At 69.3% G+C, this 24,772-nt stretch carries 16 protein-coding genes; 6 read left to right on the top strand and 10 right to left on the bottom strand.

What is annotated here, in order from left to right:
- Window positions 1-59 precede the first annotated feature (59 nt).
- The 3 genes from LZ198_RS00275 to LZ198_RS00265 all read left to right on the top strand — a co-directional run bounded on the left by LZ198_RS00275 (window position 60) and on the right by LZ198_RS00265 (window position 4,044).
- Window positions 60-767, top strand: a complete 708-nt coding sequence (locus tag LZ198_RS00275) for a DUF899 domain-containing protein (RefSeq protein WP_253969787.1) — start codon at window positions 60-62, stop codon at window positions 765-767.
- Window positions 768-1,322: 555 nt separating this feature from the next.
- Entirely contained in the window at window positions 1,323-2,126 is an 804-nt protein-coding gene (locus tag LZ198_RS00270) for a lectin OAA family protein (RefSeq protein ID WP_253969786.1), read from the top strand.
- A gap of 130 nt (window positions 2,127-2,256) precedes the next feature.
- A complete protein-coding gene (locus LZ198_RS00265) occupies window positions 2,257-4,044 on the top strand; it encodes an ATP-binding protein (protein WP_253969785.1) in 1,788 nt (595 codons plus the stop codon).
- On the opposite strand, the gene LZ198_RS00260 is transcribed toward LZ198_RS00265, so the two are convergent.
- The 8 genes from LZ198_RS00260 to LZ198_RS00225 form a co-directional block, all read right to left on the bottom strand.
- Window positions 3,995-5,206, bottom strand: coding sequence for an amidohydrolase family protein (locus tag LZ198_RS00260; RefSeq protein WP_253969784.1), 1,212 nt, complete (start codon window positions 5,204-5,206; stop codon window positions 3,995-3,997). The two genes, LZ198_RS00265 and LZ198_RS00260, sit on opposite strands and share 50 nt — an antisense overlap.
- Before the next feature lie 8 nt (window positions 5,207-5,214).
- Window positions 5,215-7,272 carry a TOMM precursor leader peptide-binding protein gene (locus tag LZ198_RS00255; RefSeq protein WP_253969783.1) on the bottom strand — a complete coding sequence of 686 codons (2,058 nt, stop codon included), beginning with the start codon at window positions 7,270-7,272 and terminating at the stop codon, window positions 5,215-5,217.
- An 82-nt stretch (window positions 7,273-7,354) separates the two neighbouring features.
- A complete protein-coding gene (locus LZ198_RS00250) occupies window positions 7,355-8,095 on the bottom strand; it encodes a BMA_0021/BMA_0022 family TOMM bacteriocin (protein ID WP_253969782.1) in 741 nt (246 codons plus the stop codon).
- A 3-nt stretch (window positions 8,096-8,098) separates the two neighbouring features.
- Complete coding sequence (locus LZ198_RS00245; RefSeq protein ID WP_253969781.1) at window positions 8,099-12,115, bottom strand: TOMM system kinase/cyclase fusion protein; 4,017 nt, start codon at window positions 12,113-12,115, stop codon at window positions 8,099-8,101.
- Between the two features lie 169 nt (window positions 12,116-12,284).
- Window positions 12,285-12,791 carry a GNAT family N-acetyltransferase gene (locus LZ198_RS00240; protein ID WP_253969780.1) on the bottom strand — a complete coding sequence of 169 codons (507 nt, stop codon included), beginning with the start codon at window positions 12,789-12,791 and terminating at the stop codon, window positions 12,285-12,287.
- Window positions 12,792-12,807: 16 nt separating this feature from the next.
- Window positions 12,808-13,068, bottom strand: a complete 261-nt coding sequence (locus tag LZ198_RS00235) for a hypothetical protein (protein WP_253969779.1) — start codon at window positions 13,066-13,068, stop codon at window positions 12,808-12,810.
- Complete coding sequence (locus LZ198_RS00230; RefSeq protein ID WP_253969778.1) at window positions 13,065-13,511, bottom strand: hypothetical protein; 447 nt, start codon at window positions 13,509-13,511, stop codon at window positions 13,065-13,067. Before LZ198_RS00230 ends, LZ198_RS00235 begins: the two co-directional genes overlap by 4 nt.
- A 9-nt stretch (window positions 13,512-13,520) precedes the next feature.
- A complete protein-coding gene (locus LZ198_RS00225; protein WP_253969777.1) occupies window positions 13,521-18,491 on the bottom strand; it encodes an eCIS core domain-containing protein in 4,971 nt (1,656 codons plus the stop codon).
- A gap of 729 nt (window positions 18,492-19,220) precedes the next feature.
- Here LZ198_RS00225 and LZ198_RS00220 point away from each other — a divergent pair.
- Window positions 19,221-20,795: a hypothetical protein gene (locus LZ198_RS00220; protein ID WP_253969776.1), complete on the top strand. Its 1,575-nt coding sequence runs from the start codon at window positions 19,221-19,223 to the stop codon at window positions 20,793-20,795.
- A 99-nt stretch (window positions 20,796-20,894) separates the two neighbouring features.
- Here the strand turns inward: LZ198_RS00220 and LZ198_RS00215 are convergent, their stop codons facing one another.
- Entirely contained in the window at window positions 20,895-21,227 is a 333-nt protein-coding gene (locus tag LZ198_RS00215; protein WP_253969775.1) for a hypothetical protein, read from the bottom strand.
- Between the two features lie 389 nt (window positions 21,228-21,616).
- Here LZ198_RS00215 and LZ198_RS00210 point away from each other — a divergent pair, with 389 nt between their 5' ends.
- Both LZ198_RS00210 and LZ198_RS00205 read left to right on the top strand, forming a co-directional pair.
- Window positions 21,617-22,519, top strand: coding sequence for a tetratricopeptide repeat protein (locus LZ198_RS00210; protein WP_253969774.1), 903 nt, complete (start codon window positions 21,617-21,619; stop codon window positions 22,517-22,519).
- A 46-nt stretch (window positions 22,520-22,565) separates the two neighbouring features.
- Window positions 22,566-22,952, top strand: coding sequence for a hypothetical protein (locus LZ198_RS00205; protein ID WP_253969773.1), 387 nt, complete (start codon window positions 22,566-22,568; stop codon window positions 22,950-22,952).
- 84 nt (window positions 22,953-23,036) lie between these two features.
- On the opposite strand, the gene LZ198_RS43360 is transcribed toward LZ198_RS00205, so the two are convergent.
- On the bottom strand, window positions 23,037-24,497 hold the full coding sequence (locus tag LZ198_RS43360; protein ID WP_323381695.1) for a M57 family metalloprotease: 1,461 nt from the start codon (window positions 24,495-24,497) through the stop codon (window positions 23,037-23,039).
- Between the last annotated feature and the right edge of the window lie 275 nt (window positions 24,498-24,772).

Below are 24,772 nucleotides of genomic sequence, written 5' to 3'. Positions count from 1 at the left end.
CCGGCTCAAGCGTCCCATCCATTACGTCTGGGGCCATCCACCCCAGCAGAGGAATCACGGTGACACACGCCAAGACGGAGTCGAGGAGTGAGTGGCTGGCCGCACGCACGGAGCTGTTGGCGAAGGAGAAGGCCCTCACGCGCCTGCGCGACGAGCTGAGCGCCACGCGCCGCACGCTGCCCTGGCTGCGTGTGACCGAGCCATACGTGTTCGAGGGCCCCGAAGGCAAGGAGACGCTCGCCCAGCTCTTCGCGGGCCGAAGCCAGTTGCTCGTCTACCACTTCATGTTCGCCCCCGAATGGGAGAAGGGATGCAAGAGCTGTTCGTTCTGGGCCGACTCCTTCAACGGAGCCGTCGAGCACCTGCGGCAACGGGACGTCAGCTTCGTCGCCATCTCACGCGCGGAGCTGCCGAAGCTGCAGGCGTTCCGGCAGCGGATGGGCTGGCGCTTCAAGTGGGTGTCATCGCAGGGAAGCGAGTTCAACTTCGACTTCCACGTGTCCTTCCGAGCAGACGCCGTGGCGCGTGGCGACGCCGTCTACAACTACGCGCCGCTGCCGCACGCCCCTTCGGACATGCCGGGCTTCAGTGTCTTCTCGAAGGATGAACACGGAGACGTCTTCCACACGTATGGGACCTACGGGCGAGGCATCGAGCCGCTCAACACGGGCTATCAGCTCCTCGACCTCGTCCCGAAGGGCCGAGACGAAGACGGGTTGCCCTCGCCGATGCACTGGGTTCGCCTGCGGGACGAGTATGGCCCCTGAGCATGAGGCAAGCGCCCAGATGGGGCACCGCCCGGCCGTGCGTGCTCCCACCGTATCGCTGGGTCTGGGGCTCATGGCCGCGCTCCTCCCGAAATGCCCGTTGTGCCTCGTCGCGTACCTGCCGGTGCTCGGAGTGACGGTCGGCGCCGCGGGGACCCTCGGCGCGATGCTGCGCCCCGCGGGCTTCGCCGTGGCGCTCCTCTCACTGGGATTCATCGTGCTTCGTCGCATGGGCAGGTGGCGGTTCATCCGACGAGGCCGACATCGAACGACCTGACCGGCGGTGAAGCCACCCCCGGCCGCCCTCGGCGTCCCCCACTCCCGCGGGGCCGAGGGGCGGGTTCAATCCTATACATTCCCCCTACCCCGACATGCGCTTCCAGGTGCGCTCCTGGCCACTCGATATGTCGAAGGATGGCCACATCGTTCCACGTGCGTAGACACGCATCCGCCCCCGAATCGACCATCGGCGGCGCGGAACCCAGCCAGTTCCCGTGTCCTGGATTCCGCCTGCTGTTCCCTCGCATCAGGTCCACCAGCAAAGGAATGCCAGCAATGTCTACGTATAGCGTTCAGAACCAGTGGGGAGGGTCGTCCGCGTCCTGGAATCCGGGGGGCATGTGGGTGATTGGAAACCGCCCCACCCAGAACGTCATCGCGCTGAATGTCACCTCCAGCGATGGAGGCAAGACGCTGACGGGAACCATGACGTATGCAGGCGAGAAGCCCATCGGCTTCCGCGGCACCCTCACCGGCGCGAACAACTACCAGGTGGAGAACCAGTGGGGCGGCTCCTCCGCGCCCTGGAACCCGGGCGGCACCTTCCTCCTCGGCTACCGGGTGGGCCAGAACGTCATCGCCATCGACGTCACCTCCAGCGACGGCGGCCAGTCGTTGGTCGGGACGATGACCTACTCGGGTGAGAAGCCCATCGGGTTCAAGAGCGAGCTGGTGCATGGCGGCCCCTACTCGGTCGAGAACCAGTGGGGCGGAACCTCCGCGCCCTGGAATGCCGGCGGACTCTGGAGCCTCGGGGCGCGCAAGGGGCAGAACATCGTCGCGCTGAAGGTCACCTCCCCCGACGGCGGAAAGACGCTGACGGGGACGATGACCTACGACGGTGAGCAGCCCATCGGATTCCGGGGCAGCCTGTCCGGAGCGGGCACCTACGCCGTGGAGAACCAATGGGGCGGCACGTCCGCCGCGTGGAATCCCGGAGGGCAGTGGATCATCGGCTTCCGGCCAGGGCAGAACGTCGTCGCCATCGACGTCAGCTCCAGCAATGGTGGGAAGACCCTGATGGGGACCATGACCTACAGCGGCGAGCAACCCATCGGCTTCCGCGGCACGCTGGGCTGAACCTCGCGTGTGAACACCTCCCGGCGGGCTCCCAGTCGAGGAGCCGCCGGAGCAGGAGGATGATGCTGAGCCCCCCTGCCTCCCGGCATGGCCTTACGGCTATCATTCCGAGCCACGGAGGCGCCTTCGAATGGCCCTGCTCATCTACAATCGCGGCCAGGCCGACGAGAGGCGCTACGAGCTGGGTGTGCATCCCATCCATGTCGGGCGCGCGCCGGAGTGCGAGGTCTCCATCACCCACCGGGGGCTCTCGCGCATCCACGCCCGCATCGAGCAGGTGGACAGCCGGTTCATCCTGACCGACCTGGACAGCAAGAACGGCACGTTCATCAACGGGGGGCGGGTCCAGCATCAGGAGCTCCAGGACGAGGACACGGTCCTGCTCGGCAACGCCTCCTTCACCTTCGTCCTGGAGCACCGCCCCGCCAGGCCGGGCGCCGTCCAGCGCCCCGTGGAGCCGGAGGAGCCCCAGGACACCTCGGCCCTGCGCCCCACCGTCGTCCGGGAGATGCTCCGATTGGACCTGGAGCAACTGCTGGGCAGGACGAAGCACTTGCAGAGCCTCCAACGCGAGGCCGCGCTCGCGAAGGCACAGGACAAGCTGCAGATCCTCCTCGAGGTCAGCCGCATCCTCGGTGTCCCCGGGTCGCTGGAGGTCCTGTTCCAGAAGGTGCTGGACGTCGTCTTCCGCATCTTCGACGCGGACCGCAGCGTCATCCTGCTCATCGATCCGCAGTCGGGCCTGCCCGAGGCGAAGGCCTCCCGGTCCACGCGCGGGCCTCCCAGCGGCCCTGTTTCGTACAGCCAGCGCATCGTCGAGTACGTGCGCGTCTCGGGCCTCGCGGCGCTCTTCTCGGACGCCGTCGAGGACCCTCGCATCGACGATGCCGCGTCGGTCATCCACCACTCCATCCGGGCCGTGATGTGTGTCCCCTTGAAGCCCCGGGACGACGTCATGGGCATCCTCTACGTCGACAACCTCTCCGTCCCGAACCGCTTCTCCGAGGAGGATCTGGAGTTCCTCGTCATCGTCGCCAGCCATGCGGCGCTCGCCATCGAGAACTCGATGCTCTACCGGCGCATCGAGCAGGAGACGAGCGAGCGGATGCGACTCATCATGGAGGCGAAGCTGGCCTCGCTCGGCGCACTCGTCTCGGGCGTCGCCCATGAGCTGCGCAACCCGCTCAACTTCATGAACAACTTCGCGGGCCTCTCGGAGGAGTTGGTGGCCGAGCTCTCCAGCGCGCTGGTGGAGCTCCCCCGGTTGCCGGAGCCCGACGCCCTGCCCCACATCCAGGAGAACCTCACCCTGTTGAGCGGGAACATCGCGCGCATCCGCGAGCACGGTCGCCGAGCGGACTCGGTCATCCAAGGGATGTTGATGCACGCGCGGGGGAAGACCGGTGGCCGGTCCGAGTCCAACCTCAACGCCATGCTGGCCGAGAGCGTGCGGCTGGCCGCGGGAGGACGGGGTTACGCCGAGCTGCAGGTCCACGTGGAGGCAGAGTACGCCCCGTCGCTCGAACGAACCCAGGTCGTGGGCACCGACCTGAGTCGCGTGTTCATCAACATCGTCGACAACGCGCTGTACGCCATGCAGCAGAAGCGGCTGCGGAGCGGGCCCGAGTACGTCCCCGTCCTGCGCGTCCAGACCCAGCAGACCGACCAGCACCTCCTGGTGCGCATCCGCGACAACGGGACGGGCATCCGGGAGGAGGACCTGGCGAGAATCTTCGACCCCTTCTTCTCCACCAAGCCCCCCGGCCAGGGCACGGGGCTCGGCCTCTCACTCAGTCACGACATCGTGGTGCAGGGACACCGGGGCACCCTGCGCGCCGAGTCGGTCCTCGGCAGCTTCACCGAGTTCATCATCGCCCTGCCGAACCCAGCGCCGGCCGCGCCGTCACGGGCACCGTGAGCCCACCCCCGAGCAGCCGCGCCGGGTTGTCCCAGAGCGCGGCACGCAGCCGCGGCGCGTCGAGCGGCGCCCCGGGCGCGAAGAGCCGCTCGACGATGTTCGTGTCATGGTCGACGTGAGGGAAGTCCGACCCGAACACCACCCGGTCCAGGCCGATGGCGTCGACGTTGGCGCGCAGCAGGACCTCGTCGGGCTCGAACGCAATCCAGCACTGTCGCCGGAAGTACTCGGAGGGTCGCCGGTTCACGCGTCCCGCGACCTCGTTGCTCAACTGCGCGTACTCCAGCTCGTCGAGCCGCCACAGCCAGTAGGGCAACCAACCGCAGCCCGCCTCGAGCAGCGCCACGCGCAGCTTCGGGTGCCGTTCGAGCACGCCCCCCTCCAGCAGCGCGAGCAGGGCCATCATCGCCTCCATCGGATGCGAACAGGCGTGCTGGGCGAAGTGCGTCTCGAAGCGGGACGCCCCCGCCGTCTCCGCGCGGGTGTGGGCCCCCTCGTGGAGCAGCACGGGCACGTCGGCGGCCTCACAGGCCGCGAAGAAGTGCTCCAGCTCCGGCGCGCCGAGGGTCCGGCCCCGCACGGGGTTCGGCCTCAGCACCGCGGCCCGCAGGCCCTCCCGCAGCCCGGCCTCCAGGTCCGCGACCATGTGCTCCGGCTCGTGGCGGGAGATGATGGCGGCCCCCAGCAGGCGGTCGGGCCGCTGCCGGCACTGGTCCGCGAGCCAGCGGTTGTAGGCCGATGCGTACGCGCGCGAGCGGGCCGCGTCGATGTCGTCGTCGTAGACGAGGTACCCCGCGTACGTGGGCAGCAGCATGGCGATGTCGACGCCCGACGCGTCCATCGTCCCCACCTGCCCCGCCGCCGACTCGGCCGCGAGCAGCTCCTCGCGGTGTCCCTGGCTGTGCAACCCGACCTCGATGTAGCCGACCTCCGTCATCCCACGCCAGATGGGCTTGCCCTCCACCGCCACCACCGGCGGCGTGGGCAACAGCGCGTGGTCCCCCAACCGCTCGAGCCGGGCGAGCACCGATTCACCAGGCGGTGACAGCGGACGGACCTCCGGCGCGACCCCGTGGTACTTCGCGGGCAGGTATTCGCGCCACATCGCCATGGGCTCCATGACGTGGCGGTCGACGTCGATGATGGCGATACCATTTCGCATGCGGGCCTCTACACGAGCAGTGGATCCGGGTGGAGTTCATCCTCCGCGAGCGGGCGGGACCACCAGCCGAGGGTGACCGGCACGCTGTAGAGGCGGCCGGGCCCGAGGCGCGGCCAAGGGTGACGCAGCCCCGGGACGATGACCTGGGCCACACACAACCCCAGGTCCGGACGGGTCTTGTCCACGACGACCGTCTCCAATCCTCGCGCCTCGAGGCGGCGCACCCAGGTCATGACATGGTCCTTCAGGTCATCGCTGGGGACGGAGGCCACCGGGGCGACCGGAAGGGCGCCGTCATCGGGCTGGAGGTGGAGCAGTCGCGACGCGGCCATGCCATCCCAGGGGCTCGGGGTGGTGCCATGAGGGTCGAACACCTGGGCGAGCTCGGAGACCGCTCGGCGAAGCGCGAGCGCCGGGTCGGAGTGGGCCCCGAAGCCCATCGCGAACCGTTCGCCAGCGGTCTGCGCGGTGATGGCGACAACCACCGGGAGGCCCAGGTCGTGGGTCAGGTCGAGCGCCCACATGGACCAGCCCCGCGCCGCATGGCGCGCACGCTGCTGCTCGAAGTACACCCGCGCCGATTCGGGCACGGACACCGCGGGCCGACGGACCCGGCCGTACCACCAGATGGCCACCGCGTCGCGCTCGATGAGTTCGAACAGGCCTTGGAGGATGGCCTCCTCCAGACAACTCCCCGCCGCGCTGCCGTTCGAGGAAGGCCTGCAATAGCCCGCGCCACGTGCATCGGGCGCCTCGCCATAGCAGTACGCCAGCGGCACCCACCTGCGACGGTCGTGGGTCAGCGACCACGCGGGAGTCCACGTCGTGAGGGTCTCTGGCGACAGGCGGGGCGGAGCCAGCCCCCGGGCCTGCTGGGCCGCGCTGAAGAGGTGCAACACATCGGGGTGGAGGGCCTCGCCGGCGAGCTCCTCGAAGCGTGCCTGGCGCGCCGCCTCGTCACCGCGATAGACGCCGCTGGTCCGCTCGATGGCCTCGGCCAGTGCGCTCATGCGGGCCTGGTCCGGAGTGCAACCCTTGCCCGCGCAGCGCCGGTCGAACGACGGGGGGCCCGAGCCGGGGACGACGAGGAAGCCGGAGCTGAACACGGGGTGGCCCTCTCCGTGACGGTCCGGCATCGGCGACAGGTGGGTCACCGGGCCGAGCACCGGGCTGACCAGCTGCGCCAGCCGCGTGAGACTGACGCCAGGCGGCTCGCGCCGGAGCCCGCCATCGTCCGAGGCCCCAACCCTGACCGACGCGAGCGTCACGGGCCGTGCCCCCATCGCCGCCTGCAACCCCGGGTCTCCACAGCCAGGACACTGGGGGCGGTGGCGAACCGGATGCTCGCGCAGCTCGAAGCGCGGGAGGTCCAGCGTCCACAGTCGCGCGGGGGGCTCGCGCAGGCCCATGAGTCGAAGCAGCTCGATGGCCGCCAGATGGGCCGCCGCCGCGACACTCGAGGGGAGCGCGGCGGTGGGAGGCGCCAGCCGCTCCCCCTCGGGCGAATCACGCAGGAGCCACCGCTCGACGGGCCGCTGCTCCTCGAGGGCGTGACTGAGACACCGTGGGCAGGGTCGCGCCAGCGCCCCCGTGAAGAGCGGCCCCAACAGTGGACGAAGGCCCGATGGCTGGACCAGGAAGGCGGCTCGCCCGGCACGAAGCGCGTCTTCCGCGCGCGCCACGCACAGCGACGCCGTGAGGTCCGCGGCGACGACGACCCGAGTCCCTTCCCCTGCCAGCTCGAAGCCGGCACCGCGAAAGGCCACGGCCACCGTCGCCATCACCTCCGCCCCCACTCCGGCGTCCACCAGGTCCACAGGGGGCAACCGAGCGGGAGCGCGCAGCCCGTCGACGAAGGCCAGCCGCGCGGGCTCACCGGCCTGGACTTCGGCGACCAGCCCGCGCTGTTCGAGTTGGACGAGGGTGTCGAGCACCCACTCCATCGGCAGGTCGTCGCAGGCGGCGATGAGCTGCTCCACGTCGCGGCGACCATCCAACCGGGCCAGCACCGCGACAGCGGGTCCGCGCACGACGTAGTGCTCCCGCTCGCCGAGGAGCAGCCCCATTCCGGCTTCTCCCCGCGGCACCAGACGGAGCCTCGGAGAGAGCTGGAGGACACGGTGGAGCCCCTCTCCCGAGGCGACGGACTCAGCCACAGGTGAACGGATACTGACCACCGGTGTCGTTGTACGCGGCCAGGGCGACGGCCTGCACGTCCACGGGGAGCGGCCGGAGCGGCAGGTGGAGCGTGATGACCGAGCGAGGGAAGCTCTTCCAGTAGACGTCGGTGTCCGGGTCTCGCAAGAGACGGGCCATGGGGTTGGGTCCCTTGCTGTCCGGCCCCGACCAACGATGGAACCGCAGGTTGAAGTTCCACGGCAGGATGCAATCCATCGCATCCTGGAAGAGCCCCCGCGCATCCTTGGCGTCGAAGAGCTGGTCCGCGAAGACCTTGTCGCGCCAGGTCAGCGCGAGCAAGCGGCCGGTGAGGACCCCGACCTCGGCGAAGTCAGGTGGCGCCGAGACGAAGTCCTCTCCCTGGCCGAGCAGGGACGGGAACTGCTCGCAGTAACGGGCGAGCACGCTCGCGCAGTTGGCGTCGTCTTCGGGCTTCTCGGGCAGGTGGAGCTCGAACCCGTCGGCGAAACCGTACCAACCGGTGCTCCCGATCGGCATCCACTGCGGCCGCGACGTCGTGTTGATGACGAGCTTCACGTCGAAGGGGAACTTGAAGTGGTACTTCTCCTCGAGGAAGTCGAGCACGCCTCGGGGCCTGAGCGACTCGGCGACCAGCTCCTTCTCGAAGCTCGGCTCACGCCACGCCTGGGCGATGGCGCGGAGATAGGCGGTGCGCAGTTGGGGGAACGGCGCTTCGTTGTTCATGTTCATGGTTCACCCTTGCATCGTGGCGGGGTTGAGTTCGGAGACCGTCTCGTACAGATGCGCCAGTCGCTCGCGCTGCGGCTCGCTGTCCTCGAAGATGCGCTGATGGTCCTGGAGCGCGGCGGCCTCGAAGCGGGCCATGCCCTGCTCGCGGGCCAACGAGGCGGCGCGGACCAACGACCCTCGCACCACCTCCAGGTCCGGCGCCGGCTTCCCCATCTCGAGCATCGCGCGGCGCCGGGAGAGCTCGGCCTCGAACATGTGCTCCCCGAGCCGCACGCACTGCGCGAGATACGTCTCCACGTGGCCAATCGCCTGGGGGATGTTGCCTGCTGCGGCCTCGATGTCCGCCAGGAACGAGCCGTAGTACGTCAGGATGAGGTTGCAGTTGAGCGACTCGAGGATGCCGATGATGGTCCGCACCCCCTGCAGGTCCCCGGCGGCCCACGACGCGATGGCCGCGGCATAGCCCTCGAAGGCGGGCAGGCCGTAGGTCTTCGAGGTCTCGAGCAGCTCGCCCGTCCACCGCTGGACCGCGGGCTTGTCGTTGGCCTGCTGGTAGATCTGGCTGATGTAGAGCAGCGAGATTCCCAGCGAGGGGATGTGCTGGAGCTTCCGGGCCCACGCGATGGCCTCGTTGGCCAATTCGAGCGAGCGGCGGCTCCGCCCCATGCCCCACTGCACCAGCGCGAGCTGGGCGCTGGCCCAGACGTAGCAATCCATGCCGAAGACCGGGCCCTGGTGCTTGTCCCGCTCGGGATTGTAGAGCTGGCGCGCCCGCTCCAACCAGACCTCCGCGTCGAAGTAGCGCCCCTCGGCGTGGAAGGTCACCCCCTTGGCCGTCGCGGCGACGGACTGGAGCGCCTCGTCGCCCAGGTTGTCGGCGAACGCCACCAGTTCCTCGGCCACCAGGCGGCACCGCTCGCGGTCCGAGGCGACGTGGTAGTGCATGTACAGGGCGAAGAGCGTCGAGACCGTGTGCTCGACGGAGCTGCTGGTGGGCAACAGCCCGCGGGACGTCTCGGCCAGCTCGCGGACGTTGGCGGACGCCCAGCCCTGGGTCGACATCAGCGCCTGCAGCTTGATGCCGTTGATCCGCAGCGCCGAATCGACGCGCAGCCCCTGGGGAAGCTCGGGCAGCCACGCCGCGAGCTGCGCCGCCTGGGCCATGGCCTCGGCATTGCTGCTCTTGTCGAGCAGGGCCTGGGCCGCCGTCATCCCGTGGCGGACCGCGGCCTCGAACGCCCCCGCGCCCGCATGGTGGCGGGACAACTCGGCGGGGGTGCAGAAGGGCGTGCCGGAGAACTGCTGCTCGAGCACCTCGGCGATGCGTGCGTGGGTCTGCTTCCGCACCTCTCCAGGCATGCTGTCATAGGCCGCGTCCTGGATGAGCGCGTGGCGGAACACGTACGTCGAGCCCGCGACCCTGCGGCGCAGATAGACGAGGCGCGACTGGATGAGCCGCTCCAGCCCCCGTGCGACCGCGGCCTCGTCGGCGCCCGCGGCCGCGAGGAGCAGCGCGCCGTCGAACTCACGGCCGAGCGCCGAGGCGACCTGGGCGATGGCGCGGACGTCCCCCAGCCGGTCGAGCCGCCCGGCCAGCGAGTCACGCAGGGTGATGGGGATGGATTTCAGGTCGCTGGAGTCCTGCTCCACCATCCGCGTCAGCTCCTCGACGAAGAGGGGGATGCCGTCCGCGCGACTGACGATGGCCTCCACCACGTCGGGTGACGGCGTCCCGTTGCCCCAGCTATGGAACACGAGCTGCTGGGCGGCGTCCGGAGAGAGGCGGTCGAGGTTGACGCGCGTGAGCGCGACCTCGCCCCACTGGGGCTCGAACTCCGGTCGCGCGGTGCAGACCAGCAGCGGCGCCCGCTCGCTCGGGGTTCGCAGCAATTGGCCGAGCAGCTCCAGGGTCGTCGGATCGGCCCAGTGGAGGTCCTCCACCAGCAGGATGGCGCCCTCCCCCTCCCCCAGCCGCGAGAGAATCACCCCCAGCGCCTCGAGCAGCACCTCCCGCTGTCGGTAGGGCGCCATCGCCACGGGCGCGATGCCCTCTGGCAGCGGGAGGGCCAGCCATGTGCATAGAACGGGCGCGAAGCGCGCGGGAGCCAGCTCGTAGCGAGCCAGCGCGGAGACGAGCTGCGCGCTGGTGCGCTGCGCGTCGGTGCCGTGCAATCCGAGGACGCGGCGCAGCAACGGGAGGATGGGGGAGAGCGCGGTGTTGCGCAGCTCGGCCAGACACCGGCACTCCTGGACGGACTGCCCCCGCTCCCGCGCGCCTGTCAGGAACTCGCGGACCAGCCGCGACTTGCCGATGCCCGCCTCTCCGACGATGAGCGCCGCCTGGGCCGTGGGGCCTCGGTTGCTGGCGAGCTGCTCGAGCTGTCGCAGCTCCGCGGCGCGCCCCAGCAGCGAGGGGGCGCTGGACTGGTTGGGGCGGAACGAGAGCGCCTCACCCCGGCGCTCCCCCACGAGCCGCGCGGTGACGATGGGCTGGGCCGCTCCGCTGACGAACACCGGGTCCCCCGCCTCGAACTCGGCGAAGGGCTCCAGGATGCGTTGGCTCTCCGGGCTCACGAGCAGGGTGTTGGCGGCGGCGACCGACGCCAGGGCCAAGGCCCGGGTCGGCGTGATTCCGAGCGGCACCTGTCCGGGGAACACCGTCACCGGCCCGGTGTGGATGCCGATGCGGAACTCCAGGCTCAAGCCATGGGTGGCGCTCAGGCGCTGGCTCCGAGCGCGCACGTCGTCGGCGAGCTCGAGCACGGTCCGCACCGCGCGCCGGGCGTCGGTGTCGCTGGCGCTCGGATAGCCGAACAGCGCGACGAACTGGTCTCCCAGCTGGCCGGTGACGGTGCCCCCGTAACGGGAGAGCGCGTCGCGGCACAGGTCGAGCTGGTCGCGCAGGATGGGGTCGAGCATGTCGGGCGCGCCCACCCGCTCGGGCAGTGGCGTCAACCGCAACACGAGCGCCAGCGCCGTCACCTGCCGCCGCTCCATCCGCCCGTGCGGGCCGACCGTGGTGGTGCTGAAGTCGGTCTCCAGGGGAATGTCGCGGTCGCTGCCCAGCTTGCCGACGATGTCCCCGAGGTGGAGCTGTCGGAACTCGGTGTAGAGCTTCGCCGCGTCGCCCGCGCGCTCGCCGGGCTGCTTGCGCAGCACCCGACGCAGGAACTCGCCGAGCGGGTGCCCGACCAGGCTGGGCGGCAACGGAATCTCCACCGGGCTGAGGTGCTGCTGGTAGATCTCCGCGACGGTCGTCCCGGAGATGGGTGAGTGGCCGGTGATGCACTCCAGGAACACGAGCCCCCACGCGTAGAGGTCCGTCTTGGTCGTGGGCACGTCCCCGCGGAGCTGCTCGGGAGCGCTGTAGCGGGGCGTCCCGAGGAGCTCGTTCGAGCGCGTGACGTTGTGGAACGCCGTGTCCCGCGCCTCCAGCGTCAACGTGCTGATGCCGAAGTCGAGCACCTTCACGTGCGTCGACGGGCCCGTGCTGACGATCATGATGTTGCCGGGCTTCAGGTCACGGTGGACGACGCCCCGAGCGTGGGCCGCGGCCACCGCGTCGAGCACCTGGCCCATCAGCTCCGCGGCCCGGTCGACGGACAGGTACTTCTCGCGTTTGAGCAGGCTGCCCAGCGTCTCGCCGGGGACCCGCTCGTAGATGGCGTAGTAGAGGTCCGTGGGGGTGCGCCCCTTGTCGATCAACCGGACGATGTTCGGATGCTGGATTCCCGCGCACAGCTCGGCCTCGCGCTCGAAGCGCGCGACCTGGGAGGCCGCGACCTGCGTGGACCAACTGGACTGGCGCCGCAGCACCTTGATGGCCACGTCCTGACCAGTGTTGGTGTGGACGGCCCGATACACCGAGCCGAAGCCGCCACTGCCCAGCTTCTCGCGGACCTCGTAGTGCGGGGCAAGCGCCGCCGCCAGGTGCGCTACCAGGACGTCCCCCTGGAGGGCGTCGTCGTCTGTCCGAGGCGGCTCTGCCCCGGGCGAATGAGAGGATTCAGGACCCGCCATCCGAACTTCCCCCGCGAGGATTTGTCGGGCGAAAAGCCTAGCGCATCCTCGATAAACCGGAGATCGAGAGTTACCACGGGTCTGAAATGACTACGGACCCGAGGAGGGCTCCTCGCTGCCGAAACGAAAACCTTGCGCCTCGCGGCGACTCAGGTGTCGGGGCCTTGGCTCACGCCGTCGCGTTGAACGCGTCGTGATAGGCCACTCGCGCGACGGGCCAGTGTCCCGTGAAGGAGAGGGCCTGGAAGTACTCGGCGGGGACATCCGGCAGCACCAGCTCCGGACGAGGGGAGAAACCGAAGCGCTGGTAGAACGCCGGATCACCGAGCAGCACGCAGCCCGAGGCGCCGAGGTCGCGCAGCGCCGCGAGGGCCGCCGTCATGAGCCGGGCGCCAATCCCCTGCCCCTGGCGTTCCGGCAGCACGGCGATGGGCCCCAGGCCATACCAGCCCGCCTCACCGGAGGAGAGACTGACGGGGGAGAGCGCGACATGGCCGACGAGGACCCCGTCGTCCTCCGCGACCAGGGACACGGACAGCACGCCGGCGCGTCGGAGCGCGTTGACGATGAACTGCTCGGTGTGGCTCGTGTGAGGCGCGTCCTGGAACGCGGCGGTGATCAACCGTTGAATCTCCCCGCTGTCGGTCGGGGTTTCGGGGCGGAGCGCCAGGGACATGGTTGTTCCTCGGAGGTCAGGAGTCGGTAGGCGGCGGGGGTATCCCGCGTCTCTTGGCCCACAGGCGAGCCACCACGCCCGTCACGAGCAGGAACAGGCCCAGCCAGCTCAATATCGGGACCAGCGTGTCCATCATCCACGCTGGCGCGGGCGCACCGTCCCGGTCCCGCCACGCGACCATCACCACCAGCGCCGTCACTCCGAGCGCGAGGGCGTACTGGACCCCGCGGGGCAAGCGGCGCAGGTCCACCCGCAGACGTGGAGGTGGCGAGTTCACCCGCGCTCCGCGACGAGCCCCTGCAACCGGAGCCCCTTCGATTCCGAGAAGAAGCGCTCGGAGGGGCCACTCAGCGAGAACGCGAAGGTGCCGAGCACCTCGCTCAGCCGTGGCATGCGCCCGAGCCCCGCCTCGTACTCATCCATGATGCGGAAGAGCGCCGACGACAAGGTCCCCTGCAACTCCGTGTCCGTGGGCTCTCCACTCACCAGCTCCGGCGCCGGGGACGCGAAGCGCGCTCGCAGCCGCACCTTCTCGAGCGACGCCGGATCCGACACGACGAGTGCCCCCACCTCCCGGAGCGCCGCGGCCGCCGAGTCCAGGAAGTACTGGAAGGACAACTTCGGCGTGCCCATGACGAACAGGTCCAACTGACTCTCGATGACGTCCGCGGGCCCGTCGCCCAGTTCGTCGGTACTGCCATCCACGGTCCACCACCCCATGGCGTCTCCTTAGCACCCCTGGAAGAGTCCCTGCTTCTTGTACTCGTTGAAGGTGTCCTGGGTGATGGGCACGCCGGTGTTCTCCAGCGCCGCGCGTCCACCATGCTGCTGGATGAAGTGCTCCTCCCAGACCGCCGTCTCGAACGTATTCCACTGGCCTTCGCGGAGCATCCTGACCCGGATGAGCTCCTCGCCTCGCTGCTCCCCCAGCGCGGCCAGGTCCGCCCAGCGCTGCTTGGTCGCCAGATGCCGGTCGAAGCGGGTCGTCACGTCGCCAGCGCTCCCCTGATAGGTCTTGCCGACATAGATATCGCGCCAGGAGCCATCCGGCATCTTCTCCTGGACCAGGTAGATGCGCGTCGACCGCCGCGTCGGGTCGTCGAAGCCAGGCATCTTCGTCCGGCCGTTGTGCACCAACACACCGTGGGCGCCGACGAAGTAGTTGTGCAGCCCCTCCACCTCCAGGTTGACCGTGGGAGAGACCACCGCGACGGCCGCGACCGAGCCCACCACCACGGGCCCGTGGAGGCCGCGCAGGACGTCGCCCGGACGCACCAGACTCGCGGCCCGCCACACCCGCTCCTCCTCCAGCCAGAACGGATGCTCGCGGGTGGCGCGGATGAGCCCTCCGGCCACGGAGACGTGGATGAAGACCTCCGTCGCGTTCCGGTAGACCTCCCGCACAGCCCTGGGGACCACCGAGCGCGCCTCCGGGTCCCACGCGAGCACCTCGTCTCCCACCTCCAGCGAGCCGATGGCCCGCGCCCCGCCGGGCGTATGGACGGGCGTGTCCGGTGAGAAGCAGGGCTCCACCTTGCCCACGTCCCCGAACTGGTAGCGCTCCGAGCGAGCCGAGCCGCGCGATTCCAGGCCACGGACATCCCGCTCGAGCTGTCGCATGCGCTCGGCCAGGGCATCGACCTGACGGGTGGAGACGTGCTGGTCGTCGGGGACCATCTGTCCCCGGCGCGACGCCGCGCGGTTCTTGACCCAGCGCTCATCCGCCGCCTTCCACTGGGCACGCGCCTCCGCGAGCTCCGCGCGCTTCTGCGTCAACGTGGCGAGGTCCTCGTCGGCCTGCTTGAGGAGCTGCTGATAGCGCTCCGCCAGGGCCGGGGCACCGCCGGACCGGGTGGCGGCGTCCAACACCTCGTCCTCGAGTTCGGCCATGCGCGCCCGGTACTGCTCCAACGTCTCGCCCGGACGCTGGTCGAAGAGCCTGCGCTCCGTCTGCGCCGGGGTCTCACCCGGAACCGTCTGGTAGTGGCGGTTGAGCTCCTGATCCAACTGGTTGAGGCGCTCGCGCTGGGCATCGGTGAGCGTGCCGTTCCGCTCGGCCTCGCGCAGCGGCTTCATCTCACCGCGCACGTCGTCGACGGAGCGCGGCGGGGCCGGGCTGACGCCGGGCGGACCACTGGTGCTGCACACCGTGGGCGTGAGCGAGTAGCGGCACCACCGGCCATCGGGTCCCTCGCGCCACTCGTGCTCGCCCACCCTCGCGCGGCGGTTGGGAGGAGTGCCCTCGATGAGCCGAGGGTTCTCGCCGATGTGCTCCAGCTCCGTCTGGACCTGTTCCCCGTTGATGTGCTCGTGGCGGCCCGACTCGGCCACCGCCTCCTCGCGAGCCTGGCGCCGGGCCTGGACCTCGTCGCGAGCCACGGGTGCCTGCTCGTTCGCGGGGGCCTGCTCTCGCGGAGGGACTTGTTCGTGAGGCTGCGGTGCGGGCTCATGTGGCGCCGTCTCTGGAGCGGGCGCGGTCTCACGCGGCGCGGGCGTGGGCTCCGGCGTGGGTGCGGTCTCATGTGGCGCGGGCGTCGCGGGTTCCGGCGTGGGCGCGGTCTCCGACACGGGCGCGGTCTCATGCGGCGTGGGCTCCGGCGTGGGCGCGGTCTCGTGCGGCGCGGGCGCGGTCTCCGACACGGGCGCGGTCTCGTGCGGCGCGGGCGCGACCTCCGGCGCGGGCGCGGTCTCGTGCGGCGCCGTCGCCTGTCGCGCGGCGGGGGGAGCCTCTGGGGCGGGGGGCGCTTGCGGCGGGGCCTCGGCGATGGGACGCACGGGATCCACGGGCGGCACGCCATGCGGCACGGCGGCTCCGGCCTCGCCCGCGGTGGAGCGAGGCCCCACCAGGAAGTCCCGCGAGAAGCCCTCGCGAGCGCTCATCGGTGTCTGCCCGTCGCCCTTGAACATCCCGCGGACGCCTTGCCATATCTCCGAGCGGCCCTGACGGCTGGCCAGCATCCGGGCTCCGGAGGCGATCTTCGAGGGCGCGCCGCGCACCACGCCCCCCACCGCGCGCGCGTAGCTCCCCGCCCCCGTCGTCCTCACGCCGCCCACGGTGCGCGCGAAGCCGACACCTCCGCCCGCCGCGGAGATCTCCGCCTGCATCGCGCGCCCACCCACTTGCGCCAGCTTCGCCATGCCCATCTGCATGACGACGTTGCCGGCGCTGCTCACGTCGGCGGTGAGCTTGTCGGACTGGTTTTGCAATTGTTGCGCGGTCTGTGCGGCGGCCGCGTCGATGAGGTTCTTGATGAGCACGAGCCCCTGGAGCAACAGGGCAATCTCTCCCACCGTCAGCGTCCAACCGCCCACGGTGGCCATGACGGATGCACAGAAGGCGATGACGGGCCCCGTCACCGGCGCCAACGTGCCCAGCGACAACAGCGTGAGCGCCCCCATGATGGCGATGATGACGCCCGCCAGCGCGGTGATGGAGCCGAGGATGATGGTCAACCCGGTGGCGATGTCGGCCGCGGACTTCAGCAGGTTGCCCAGCGGGTCCCGCTTCCACTGCTGCAGTGACAGGAGGTTGGCCCCGCCGGAGAGCATCATGCTCATCCCTCCGACCACGCCCATCAGCGGACCGCGCGGGTCGATGAGCCCCAGCGCCAGGTGTCCCCAGCCGGGCCAGCGGATGCCCTTGACGGAGGAGAAGAGGTGGCGGCCCGTCATCCGCAGCGCGATCCAGGCGCGCTGGCCGGGCCCGATGGAGGCCACGTCACCCCCTGCCATCTCCTCGATTTCGCGCACCTCGCGACGGCGCCGCTCCTGCTCGTCTTGCTCGGCCTTGGCGCGCTGTTCGGCGGACACCGGGTCCGCCCCGGAGAACCACGAGGGCAGCCGCGAGGCGAGGTCCACGCTGGCGCGGTCCTCGTACCGGTAGTCCTCGGGCATCCCCCCCGCCGTCTCCGGGGCTGGCGCCTCGGGTTCGGCCGCGCGGACCTCGGGGAGCGCGCCGAGCGCGGAGGAATGCGTCTGCTGGGCGCCGAGAACGCGCGCCTCGAGGGCCTCCGACGCGTCCAGCATCTGCTGCCCCTGCGCGTCGAGGTCGCCGGCCTGCCGCAGGAGCGAATCGGGCTGGCCCGACAGGGCCTCCGCCCTGCCTCGGGCGGTGGCGTTCTGCTCCTGCATCTGCCCCAGGCGCGCCTCGGTGGCGCCGAGGGTGGTCTCGGTGGCGGTGAGCCGGGCGTCCGTGGCCGTGTTGAGCTGGGTGGCCTGCGCGGCCTCCTGTTGCAGCGTGCCCGCGCGCGCCTGCGTCTGGGTGATGGCGCTGTCGGTGCTGGTCAGGTCCGAGTTGACCTTGTTCAGCTTCCCGCTCTGCTCCTGTGCGGCTTCGGCCGCCTCGGCGTCATCGGACGCGGCGCTGCTGCTCTCGGACGCCAGTCCGCTGGCCTCCGAGGCCATGGGGCCGGATTGCGCGTGCCCCTCCTCGGCCTGGGACGCGAAGCCTGGCGCCTGCTCCGCCACGGTCCGTGCCTTCTCGCGGGAGACGTCCAGCGACTGGCGAGCCGTCTCCGTCACCTCGCGGCGGTAGGACAGGTGGCCCTGCGAGGTGGCGACACCCTGCTCGGCCTGGGAGACGCCCTGCTCCACCAGTTGCAGGTTGCCGCGCAGGGTCTCCGCGTTCGCGCGCTCCTCGGCGGCGTGCTGGCGGAGGTTGAGTCCTTCGTCGCGCAGCGATTGCGCCTGCTCCGCGACGCCGACGAGGGCCCCATCGGCGGAGGGGTCCATGGCCACGGGCGCCCCACGCGCGTCGACGGGGGCCACGGGCTTCGGCGGAACGACGGAGGCGAGTCCGGAGGGCTGCGGCTGGCTCTCGGCGGCGGAGAAGGCCGCGTCCGCCTGGGCGCTGGCGGCCTCCGCGGCGGCGAGCACGGGGGACTTGCCCTTCCCCTTGGGTGCGTTCGCGGGAGCCTCGGTGGCGGCGACGGGTGCGCCAGGGGTCTCCGCCTCGACGGTCGTCTGCTGTGCGGCCTGCGAGACCTGGGGTGACACCTCCGCGGCACGGTCCACGTCCGGCCGCGCGGCGGGCTCCAGTTCTCCCCGCCGCGTCGCGAGTTCGCTCCGGTCGATGGTGGACGAGGAAGTGGACGGGGTCGCGGTGGAGGAAGCGCCAGAGGGCGTGGCGGACTGTTCGGGCGCGCGGCGGGAGACCGCGTCCAGGCTGGTGGAGGCGTCGTCGCCGAGCTCGGTGCGAATGCGCCCGAGGATGCGCTGCCTCGGAGCCTCGCCGTCCTGCGTGGTGTTTCCCTCCGCCAGCAATTGCACGTCCGGATGCGCTCCACTCTCGGAGCCTGTCTGCTGGACGACGTGAGTCGCCTCGTGGGCCAGCAGCGCGACATCGTCGGCGTGCTGGTCCGGCCCCAGGAAGATGTGCGAACCGTGCGTGAAGGCCCGCGCCCCGAGTTCGCGTGCCGTTCCACGGGACTCGGAGTCCTCATGGACGCGGACATGGCCGAGGTCCGCGCCCAGCACCGGCTCGATGCGCTCGCGCACGGAGGAGGCCATGGGCACGCCAGGGCTGGAGGACGGCAGCGAGGAGTCGATGTCCGAGGGCGTGCGGCCCGGGAGGGCCTGGGCTTGCACCCGCGTGTCGCCCTGGCAGGACGCGCACGTGCCGCCGCAATCACACTTGCGCTGCACGGTGTTGCCCGCGGGTCGCGAGGAGATGGGGCGAGGCGTGGTCGAGGAGCGTGTCACCGCATCCGCGACGCGGTCCGCCTCCCGTTCTGAAGGGTCTCCTTGCGGGCCGACGGAGAGCTTCGCCTGAACCCGCAAGCCACCGAGCAGGTAACGAGGAAGCCCTTGCGCGGTGCTCGCCTCCCGGGAGGCTGAAGACGCGGGAGCCTGTGAGGAGGGGGCGCCTTGAAGGAGGTAGCGCGGCAGCCCTGCACCGGCGCTGGCTTCGACGAAGTGGGAGAAGGGACGCTCGGCGGAGGCAGGCTTCCTGCCCTGTTCCGCAGGCTTCCCGGCCTTCTCCTTGGACTTGAGCACCTTGAACTCCCCCTATTTCAAAGCACTGACGAGGGAGCCTAGCGAACCACTTCACACAGGAGCAAGACAGGCAGGACGCCGCGCCCGAGGGGACGACTGGAGTGACCTCGGTCCCGCTGAGTTCCAGCGACCTCGTGGGTCGTGGCACGGGTTGGAATCTCTTCTCGCGACTGGACTTCAGATGATGCCAGTCATCGACAACTCCTTGGGACGGCCCTTCTCGAAGAGATGCGCAGACAGGACCGCTGTGGGAGGCGATGCCACAGACACACCCGCTGGGCATGCCGCACCGTGGCGATTGGACCCCGCGTAGGGCCTTCAGACCCAATAGCAGCTTACCAATGATTCCTTGCGAATCCCCCGGAACACCGAAACAGTCACTCCCTGCCCGAATCTCGAGGTTCCTCGTGGCCATGGGTCACGAGAGGGGGATGCATGCGAAAGCGGTTCATGACAGGTCTGATGCTGTGCGGCGTTTGGGTGACCGGGTGCAACGGTGAAACCGGCACGGAAGCGTCCGTCGCGTCCACCCGCCAGCGAGTCGCATCTCCGGAACTCGAAGCCTCGCTCTCGTGTATCGAGACGTATGCCAAGGCGGGGACGTGCGACTGGGATCACTGGAGCGAACTCTGGGAGAAGTGTCAGACGTACGAGCACCCGGCGCTGGAGGATGGCTCCTTCCTCGATGCGGTGCAGTCAGGAACCTGCACGGCGGCCAACTGGCCCACGCTTCGTGCGCAGCTCGTGACCCGGCGTCCGCCACCTGTTCGATTGCGGGAGGACTGCTACGGCGACTCCGAGGTTCTCCTCGAAGCAGCGTCCAACGGCTGCTACGCGCTTGCACAGGCCGCAGGGGCCTCCTTCGTCGACGTGCCGCTCGGGAAGACCGTGACGCTCCATGCCGTCGCGGGTTGCACCGGGGACTCGGTCACTGTCGAGACCGACACGAATCTCTGTGAGACCTCGTTCGAGAGCGGCGCGAGCGCGAACGACACCGTACGTTCATTCCGCCTGCAAGACGTCGAGGCCCCGCCGTCGCCCTACCGCTACGACTGTGCCGCAGCGGAGTCGACGTGCGTCCAGAACTACAACAGCCAAAGCACCTTGGGTGCCATCAATCAGCAGCACACCATCAAGCTCGTCCGCGTCACCGTCGCTGGACGAACGACACCTTCTTTGAGTTCCATCCAAGCCAACGCCGACAAACTGAACACGTACCTCGCCACCTCGTCTCGAAACCAGGTGGGCTTGCAGCGCGTCGGTTCGCAAATCGTGCAGGCGACGGGCACCCACTGCGACACCGTCAAAGCCGACGCCGTCCGGAAGGCCCAGTCGAACGCCTTCATGACGGTGTATGTGATGCCCACCGGGCTGTGCCCCTCCTCGAGGGCTGGGACGCGAGCCATCTACCTCAATGACAACCTGTTCCGGAGCTACGCCCACGAAACCGGGCACATTCTCGGCCTCGCGCACGGGAACGGACGAGACGGTACGACCGGCAAGCCCGTCGAGTATGGCGACTCGAGCACGTACATGGGCCGCTATCCGTCGGACAACTACAACCTCCCGCAGCTCCATTGGCTGGGATGGACGAAGAAGGAAGAACTCGTCCGGGTCAACCCGGCGCTCGACACCGTCGGATTCACCGAAGTCAGGCTTCGCCCGGTGGACGAAAACGTCGACAGCATCAGCGGCGACCGCCTGGGCGCGGTCTATGACATTCCCGGCAGCGACGACCGGTTGTTCATCGCCGTTCCGAAGTCACGACTCAACGACTCGAACCAGATCGAGGGGGGTACGGTGTTCGTATACCGAGCCCCCAAGTGCGCGGGCTGCGTGGGAATGGTGATGGGCACGCTCGTGGCCGCGCGGTTCGTCGCCAGGAACACGAATGTGCACACGGTGGGAGACCTCCGCGTCAGGCCCGTGGCTTTCGAGAGCCACCTGGTCCGCGTCAGCGGGAAGGACGTCGAGGTGTTCGACTCCGTGACGGTGCGCTTCGAGCGATAAGGAGGGCCGACCGCGATTGAGCATCAGGTCCGAAGTCCGCAGGGCATGTCAGTGGCCCGCTCCTGCATCCTGGGGCGGGCCTCGTCGCGATTGGAGTGGCTACTCTGGCGGAACGCGCGCCTGTCGCGTCCTCGCGGGGACGTAACACCCGTCCTCGTGCGTGTAACCGACAGAGCTGCAGTCTCGGAGCCACAGCTCCACCCGCACCCAGCATCCGCCGCGTACCGCCACCACGGGGTCTCCACTCACTTCCTCGGGGCACGGGGGCGTGTCCTGCCCAGGCAGCGGATTGTTGGGGATGGCGAACCCCAGGAGCCCGCCTGGTTGGAGCCCGCGGTCGTCATCCTCCCATCGCTGGCGGAAGTCCGCCCCCGCCATCACGAGTCCGGCGATGGACAGCACGGCGACAAGGGCAAGCACGACCTTCTTCACGAATACCTCCGAGCAACGGGGGCGACCATGGTTGTGGTGGCCATGCGGTGGATTCTACGGCCGGGTCGACTCAGGGAGGAGGGATACGCTGTTCGGGGCGCGGCCTCCGACAGTGTGGAGCGACGCGTTGGACTCTTGTGCCGTTTTGTGCGCCGGCTCGAAATGGGTGTTCCCCTGGAGTCTCGTACCGCCCAGGACGTGCCTGTCACTGCGACGAGGAGCCGGTCCACCAGCAGGCGCCTCTGGAGGGCCTCGCGGCCCGCGCGCTGCTCGTCCTTCCCGCCCTCGCCAGTTCGACGACTCATGCACGGAACTCCGTGGGGTATGGAGGCTTTGGTTTCAGGGCGGGCCGTGGGGGACGCGTCGTCACGGCATGGTATGCAACACGGATGACCCTGACCCCACTTGTCGCGCTGCTGTTGCTGGCAAGCCCCAAGCCACTCCAACCCATGCCAAAGAAGGAGTTCGAGCGGGCGAGGCAGCTCGAAGCGCAGGCGCGCGAGGCCCAGCGCGCGGGCCGGTTCATGGACGCGGAGAAGCCCTTGCTGGACGCGATCTCCTTGTGGACGCGGTATCGCGGAGCCCAGGACATCGAGGTGTTGAACGACACGATGAATCTCGCGGTCGCCTACCGTCGACATGGCGCTCCCGAGCGGGGCATTCCCCTCCTCGAAAAGGCGGTCGAGGGGCTCGCGGCTTGTGCGGACTCGGACGCGCCGGAGCTGCGGCGCAAGGCCATGAACAACCTCGCGACGGCCTACCACTTCGCCAACAGGCTCCAGGAGGCGCGCAAGACCTATGAGGCGCTGCTTGCGTTGCTGGACGAGCAGTCCCCGTCCGAGGAACGCGCGCGTGTCATCGACAACTTCGCCTCCCTGCTGCTCGACCAGCGGGACAGGGCCGGTGCGAAGGCTCTTGCGCGGAAGGGGTACGCGGAGTGGCTCGCCCTGCGCGGAGAGGATGACCAGGACACCGCCGTATCGCTCTCCACCCTGGGCGCGATCGAAAGCGCGATGGGAGAGCAGCAGGAGGCCCGACGCCACCTCGAGCAATCCCTGCGGACCAGCGAGAAGCTCCTGGGGCGGGACCATCCCAATATCGGCGCGGTGCTCAACCTGCTGGCGGTCGTCGAGGTCCGGTCCGGAAACCCCGCGGAGGCCAGGGCCCTCTACGAGCGCTCACTCGTCATCAGCCGTGCGCGACTGTCTCCCGACCACATTCAGATCAAGGACGCGCTCCTGGGGCTTCAATCCCTGGCGCCCGCCGCCGACGCGGGGACACGACCCCGCTGAACCCTGTCGGGTCGGGGATTGAATCGCGCCCTTCATCGCCCTGAGCGTGACCGCCACCGACCCGGATGGCGACCCGCTGAGCTACCAGTGGACGAGCAACTGCCCCTCGAGCATCTTCGCCGCGCCCACGTCCCCCTCTACGCAGTGGGGCAGCTCGACCGCGGCCCTGTGTCGCATCGAGGTCGCGGCGACAGCGCGTGGCCAGACGATGACCCTGGGCCTCACGGTGAACGTCGCGGGGCTGATACCACAGACGGGGGATGTCGACGTGGTGGCCGAGTACATCCCCGACCGCTCGTCACCTCCATCCACGTCCAGGCCGTGGCTGCCGCCCACGGCTGCGTGGGCAGGCAGTCCGGTGCTGGAGGTGGGGATGGCTACATCCTCTTCATCCTCGAGGACACGACGCGAGACGACCTGCGCCGGGTCCTGACCTCACGCGGCTTCCATACGCTGACGCCGTCGCCCAGGCCCGGAGTCCGGGCCGAGGCACAGCATTCGAGGCGGAGACCGGCGGTCACGGTCCAGCCGAGAATGCGGTCGTCAAGGCGACGCCCGAGTAGCCCGAGTACGCGTGGACGCCGATGTAGTAGGTGCCCGCCGCAGGTGCCGTCAACGTGCAGGTCTCGTTGTTGTCGGTGGTGTACGGACGACACTGGAAGGTCGTCGTCGTCGGGGCCGAGCCGTAGTTGACGTAGAGGTCCGCGTCTCCCAGCCCCCCGCTGAGCGTGAACGTGACCGCCGACTGGCCCGCGGGGACATCAACCGTCCAGTAATTGAAGTGGCTGACGAAGCTGTCAGCGATATCGAAGAGCGGGTCCCAGGGCGGCGGGGGCGGAGGAGGCGGGATCTTGAAGGGGAAGGGCCAGGGATAGAGCGGGCAAAGAGGAGGAGGGTCGTCGTAGGTACCGGTCAGGCTGACTCCCGAGAAGCTCGAGGCGCCGTTGAGACTGACGTGGTACCTGCCTGCCTGCGGAAACGTGAACGTGCAGAACTCGTTGTCGCCGCCGCGGCTTGCTCGACAGTCGTAGACGGTCGTCGTCGGCTGCTCGCCGAATCTGACGTAGAGGTCCACGTCCCCCACGCCATCGCTGACCTTGAACGTCACGTGCGGCTTTCCGGCGGGGACGTCGAGACTCCACTGTTGGACGGAGCCCGCGATGCCCGAAAGGTTCGCCATGGACAGCCAGGGCTGAGGGAAGGTGCCCGCGTAGAGCGCGTTCAACGCCGTGACATCGCTCTTCGTCCACTCGCCAGTCGTGGTCGTCGGAGTGCAGGTGTTCATGATGGAACCACCCACCGTGGCGATGCTCGGCGTGCCAGGGATGAGGACGGCGCCCACGCCTGCCCCTTCGTTGCCGCCGGAACCGCAACTGATGGACTGGTTGTAGTAATCAGAGTGGCGAAGGCCAATGCTATGGCCGAGCTCGTGGGTGATGATGTGTTCGTTCACATCCACGCTGGCGGTGTTCAGGCCCGTGCCGATGCTGATGGTGTTGTAGGGGGTGCCACCGGATGGGAAGCCCCCGGAGCCGCCCGCGCCCGACGTGGTGCCCATGGTGATGCTGGCGTTGCAGCCAGTGGTGGGGCCACGCGCCATGGTGAAGGCGAGTCCCAGTCGGTTGTAGTTCTGGATGGCCAGGTCGAGGCCCTGGCTCAGCCGGGAGTAGCTGTTGAACGTGGAGGTGGTGTTGACGCAGATCTTCTTCACGGACGCGCTGATGAGGTTGGTCGTGCGGTATTGCTCCTGGCTCCCCTTGTCCGTCTGGAGCATCTCGCGGGAGGCCTGGAGGCTCACGGCGGCGTCACCTCCGACGTAGACGACGCCATCGACGACTTCGATGTCACTGGCCGGGAACCCCGCCTTCACGAGATTGTCGATGACCTCCTGCGTGTCATCCGAGGCTGTTGGCTGCCCGCTACAACCGAACATCCATGCGCTACAGAGCAACGTGAGTACGGCCATCCTTGTTGTCATGGGTCTGTCTCCTGAATGCTGACGCAGGGGCTCGTGGCTCACCTGGCCTTGCGTCAGCCCTGCTCACGCGAGTGATGGCAGCCGCTGATGGTGATTGAGCGCCGGGGCTCTGGGTAGTCCCTGAAATTAGGGGGGTACGCGGCCGAGTGATTCACCTCGGAGGATGCCTGGGAATCACCCCCACGCCGCGGCCCTGGGGATGGAGGACGTCGCAGGGCTCACCGTGGCCGACCTGCCCATCCGAGTTGCGTCCCAGATCCTCACGGGTCTGGCAC

Origin of the sequence: Myxococcus dinghuensis, from assembly GCF_024198235.1 — a bacterium.
In the GTDB taxonomy this organism is placed as follows: Bacteria; Myxococcota; Myxococcia; order Myxococcales; family Myxococcaceae; genus Myxococcus; species Myxococcus dinghuensis.
This window is presented reverse-complemented; position numbering and strand designations above follow the sequence as displayed.

What these genes read in the sequence shown, in the direction of transcription:
- LZ198_RS00270 (WP_253969786.1), top strand. Translation starts at nt 1,323, where the DNA reads ATGTCTACGTATAGCGTTCAGAACCAGTGGGGAGGGTCGTCCGCGTCC.
- LZ198_RS00265 (WP_253969785.1), top strand. Translation starts at nt 2,257, where the DNA reads ATGGCCCTGCTCATCTACAATCGCGGCCAGGCCGACGAGAGGCGCTAC.
- LZ198_RS00260 (WP_253969784.1), bottom strand. Translation starts at nt 5,206, where the DNA reads ATGCGAAATGGTATCGCCATCATCGACGTCGACCGCCACGTCATGGAG.
- LZ198_RS00255 (WP_253969783.1), bottom strand. Translation starts at nt 7,272, where the DNA reads ATGGGGCTGCTCCTCGGCGAGCGGGAGCACTACGTCGTGCGCGGACCC.
- LZ198_RS00250 (WP_253969782.1), bottom strand. Translation starts at nt 8,095, where the DNA reads ATGAACATGAACAACGAAGCGCCGTTCCCCCAACTGCGCACCGCCTAT.
- LZ198_RS00245 (WP_253969781.1), bottom strand. Translation starts at nt 12,115, where the DNA reads ATGGCGGGTCCTGAATCCTCTCATTCGCCCGGGGCAGAGCCGCCTCGG.
- LZ198_RS00240 (WP_253969780.1), bottom strand. Translation starts at nt 12,791, where the DNA reads ATGTCCCTGGCGCTCCGCCCCGAAACCCCGACCGACAGCGGGGAGATT.
- LZ198_RS00230 (WP_253969778.1), bottom strand. Translation starts at nt 13,511, where the DNA reads ATGGGGTGGTGGACCGTGGATGGCAGTACCGACGAACTGGGCGACGGG.
- LZ198_RS00220 (WP_253969776.1), top strand. Translation starts at nt 19,221, where the DNA reads ATGCGAAAGCGGTTCATGACAGGTCTGATGCTGTGCGGCGTTTGGGTG.
- LZ198_RS00210 (WP_253969774.1), top strand. Translation starts at nt 21,617, where the DNA reads ATGACCCTGACCCCACTTGTCGCGCTGCTGTTGCTGGCAAGCCCCAAG.
- LZ198_RS43360 (WP_323381695.1), bottom strand. Translation starts at nt 24,497, where the DNA reads ATGACAACAAGGATGGCCGTACTCACGTTGCTCTGTAGCGCATGGATG.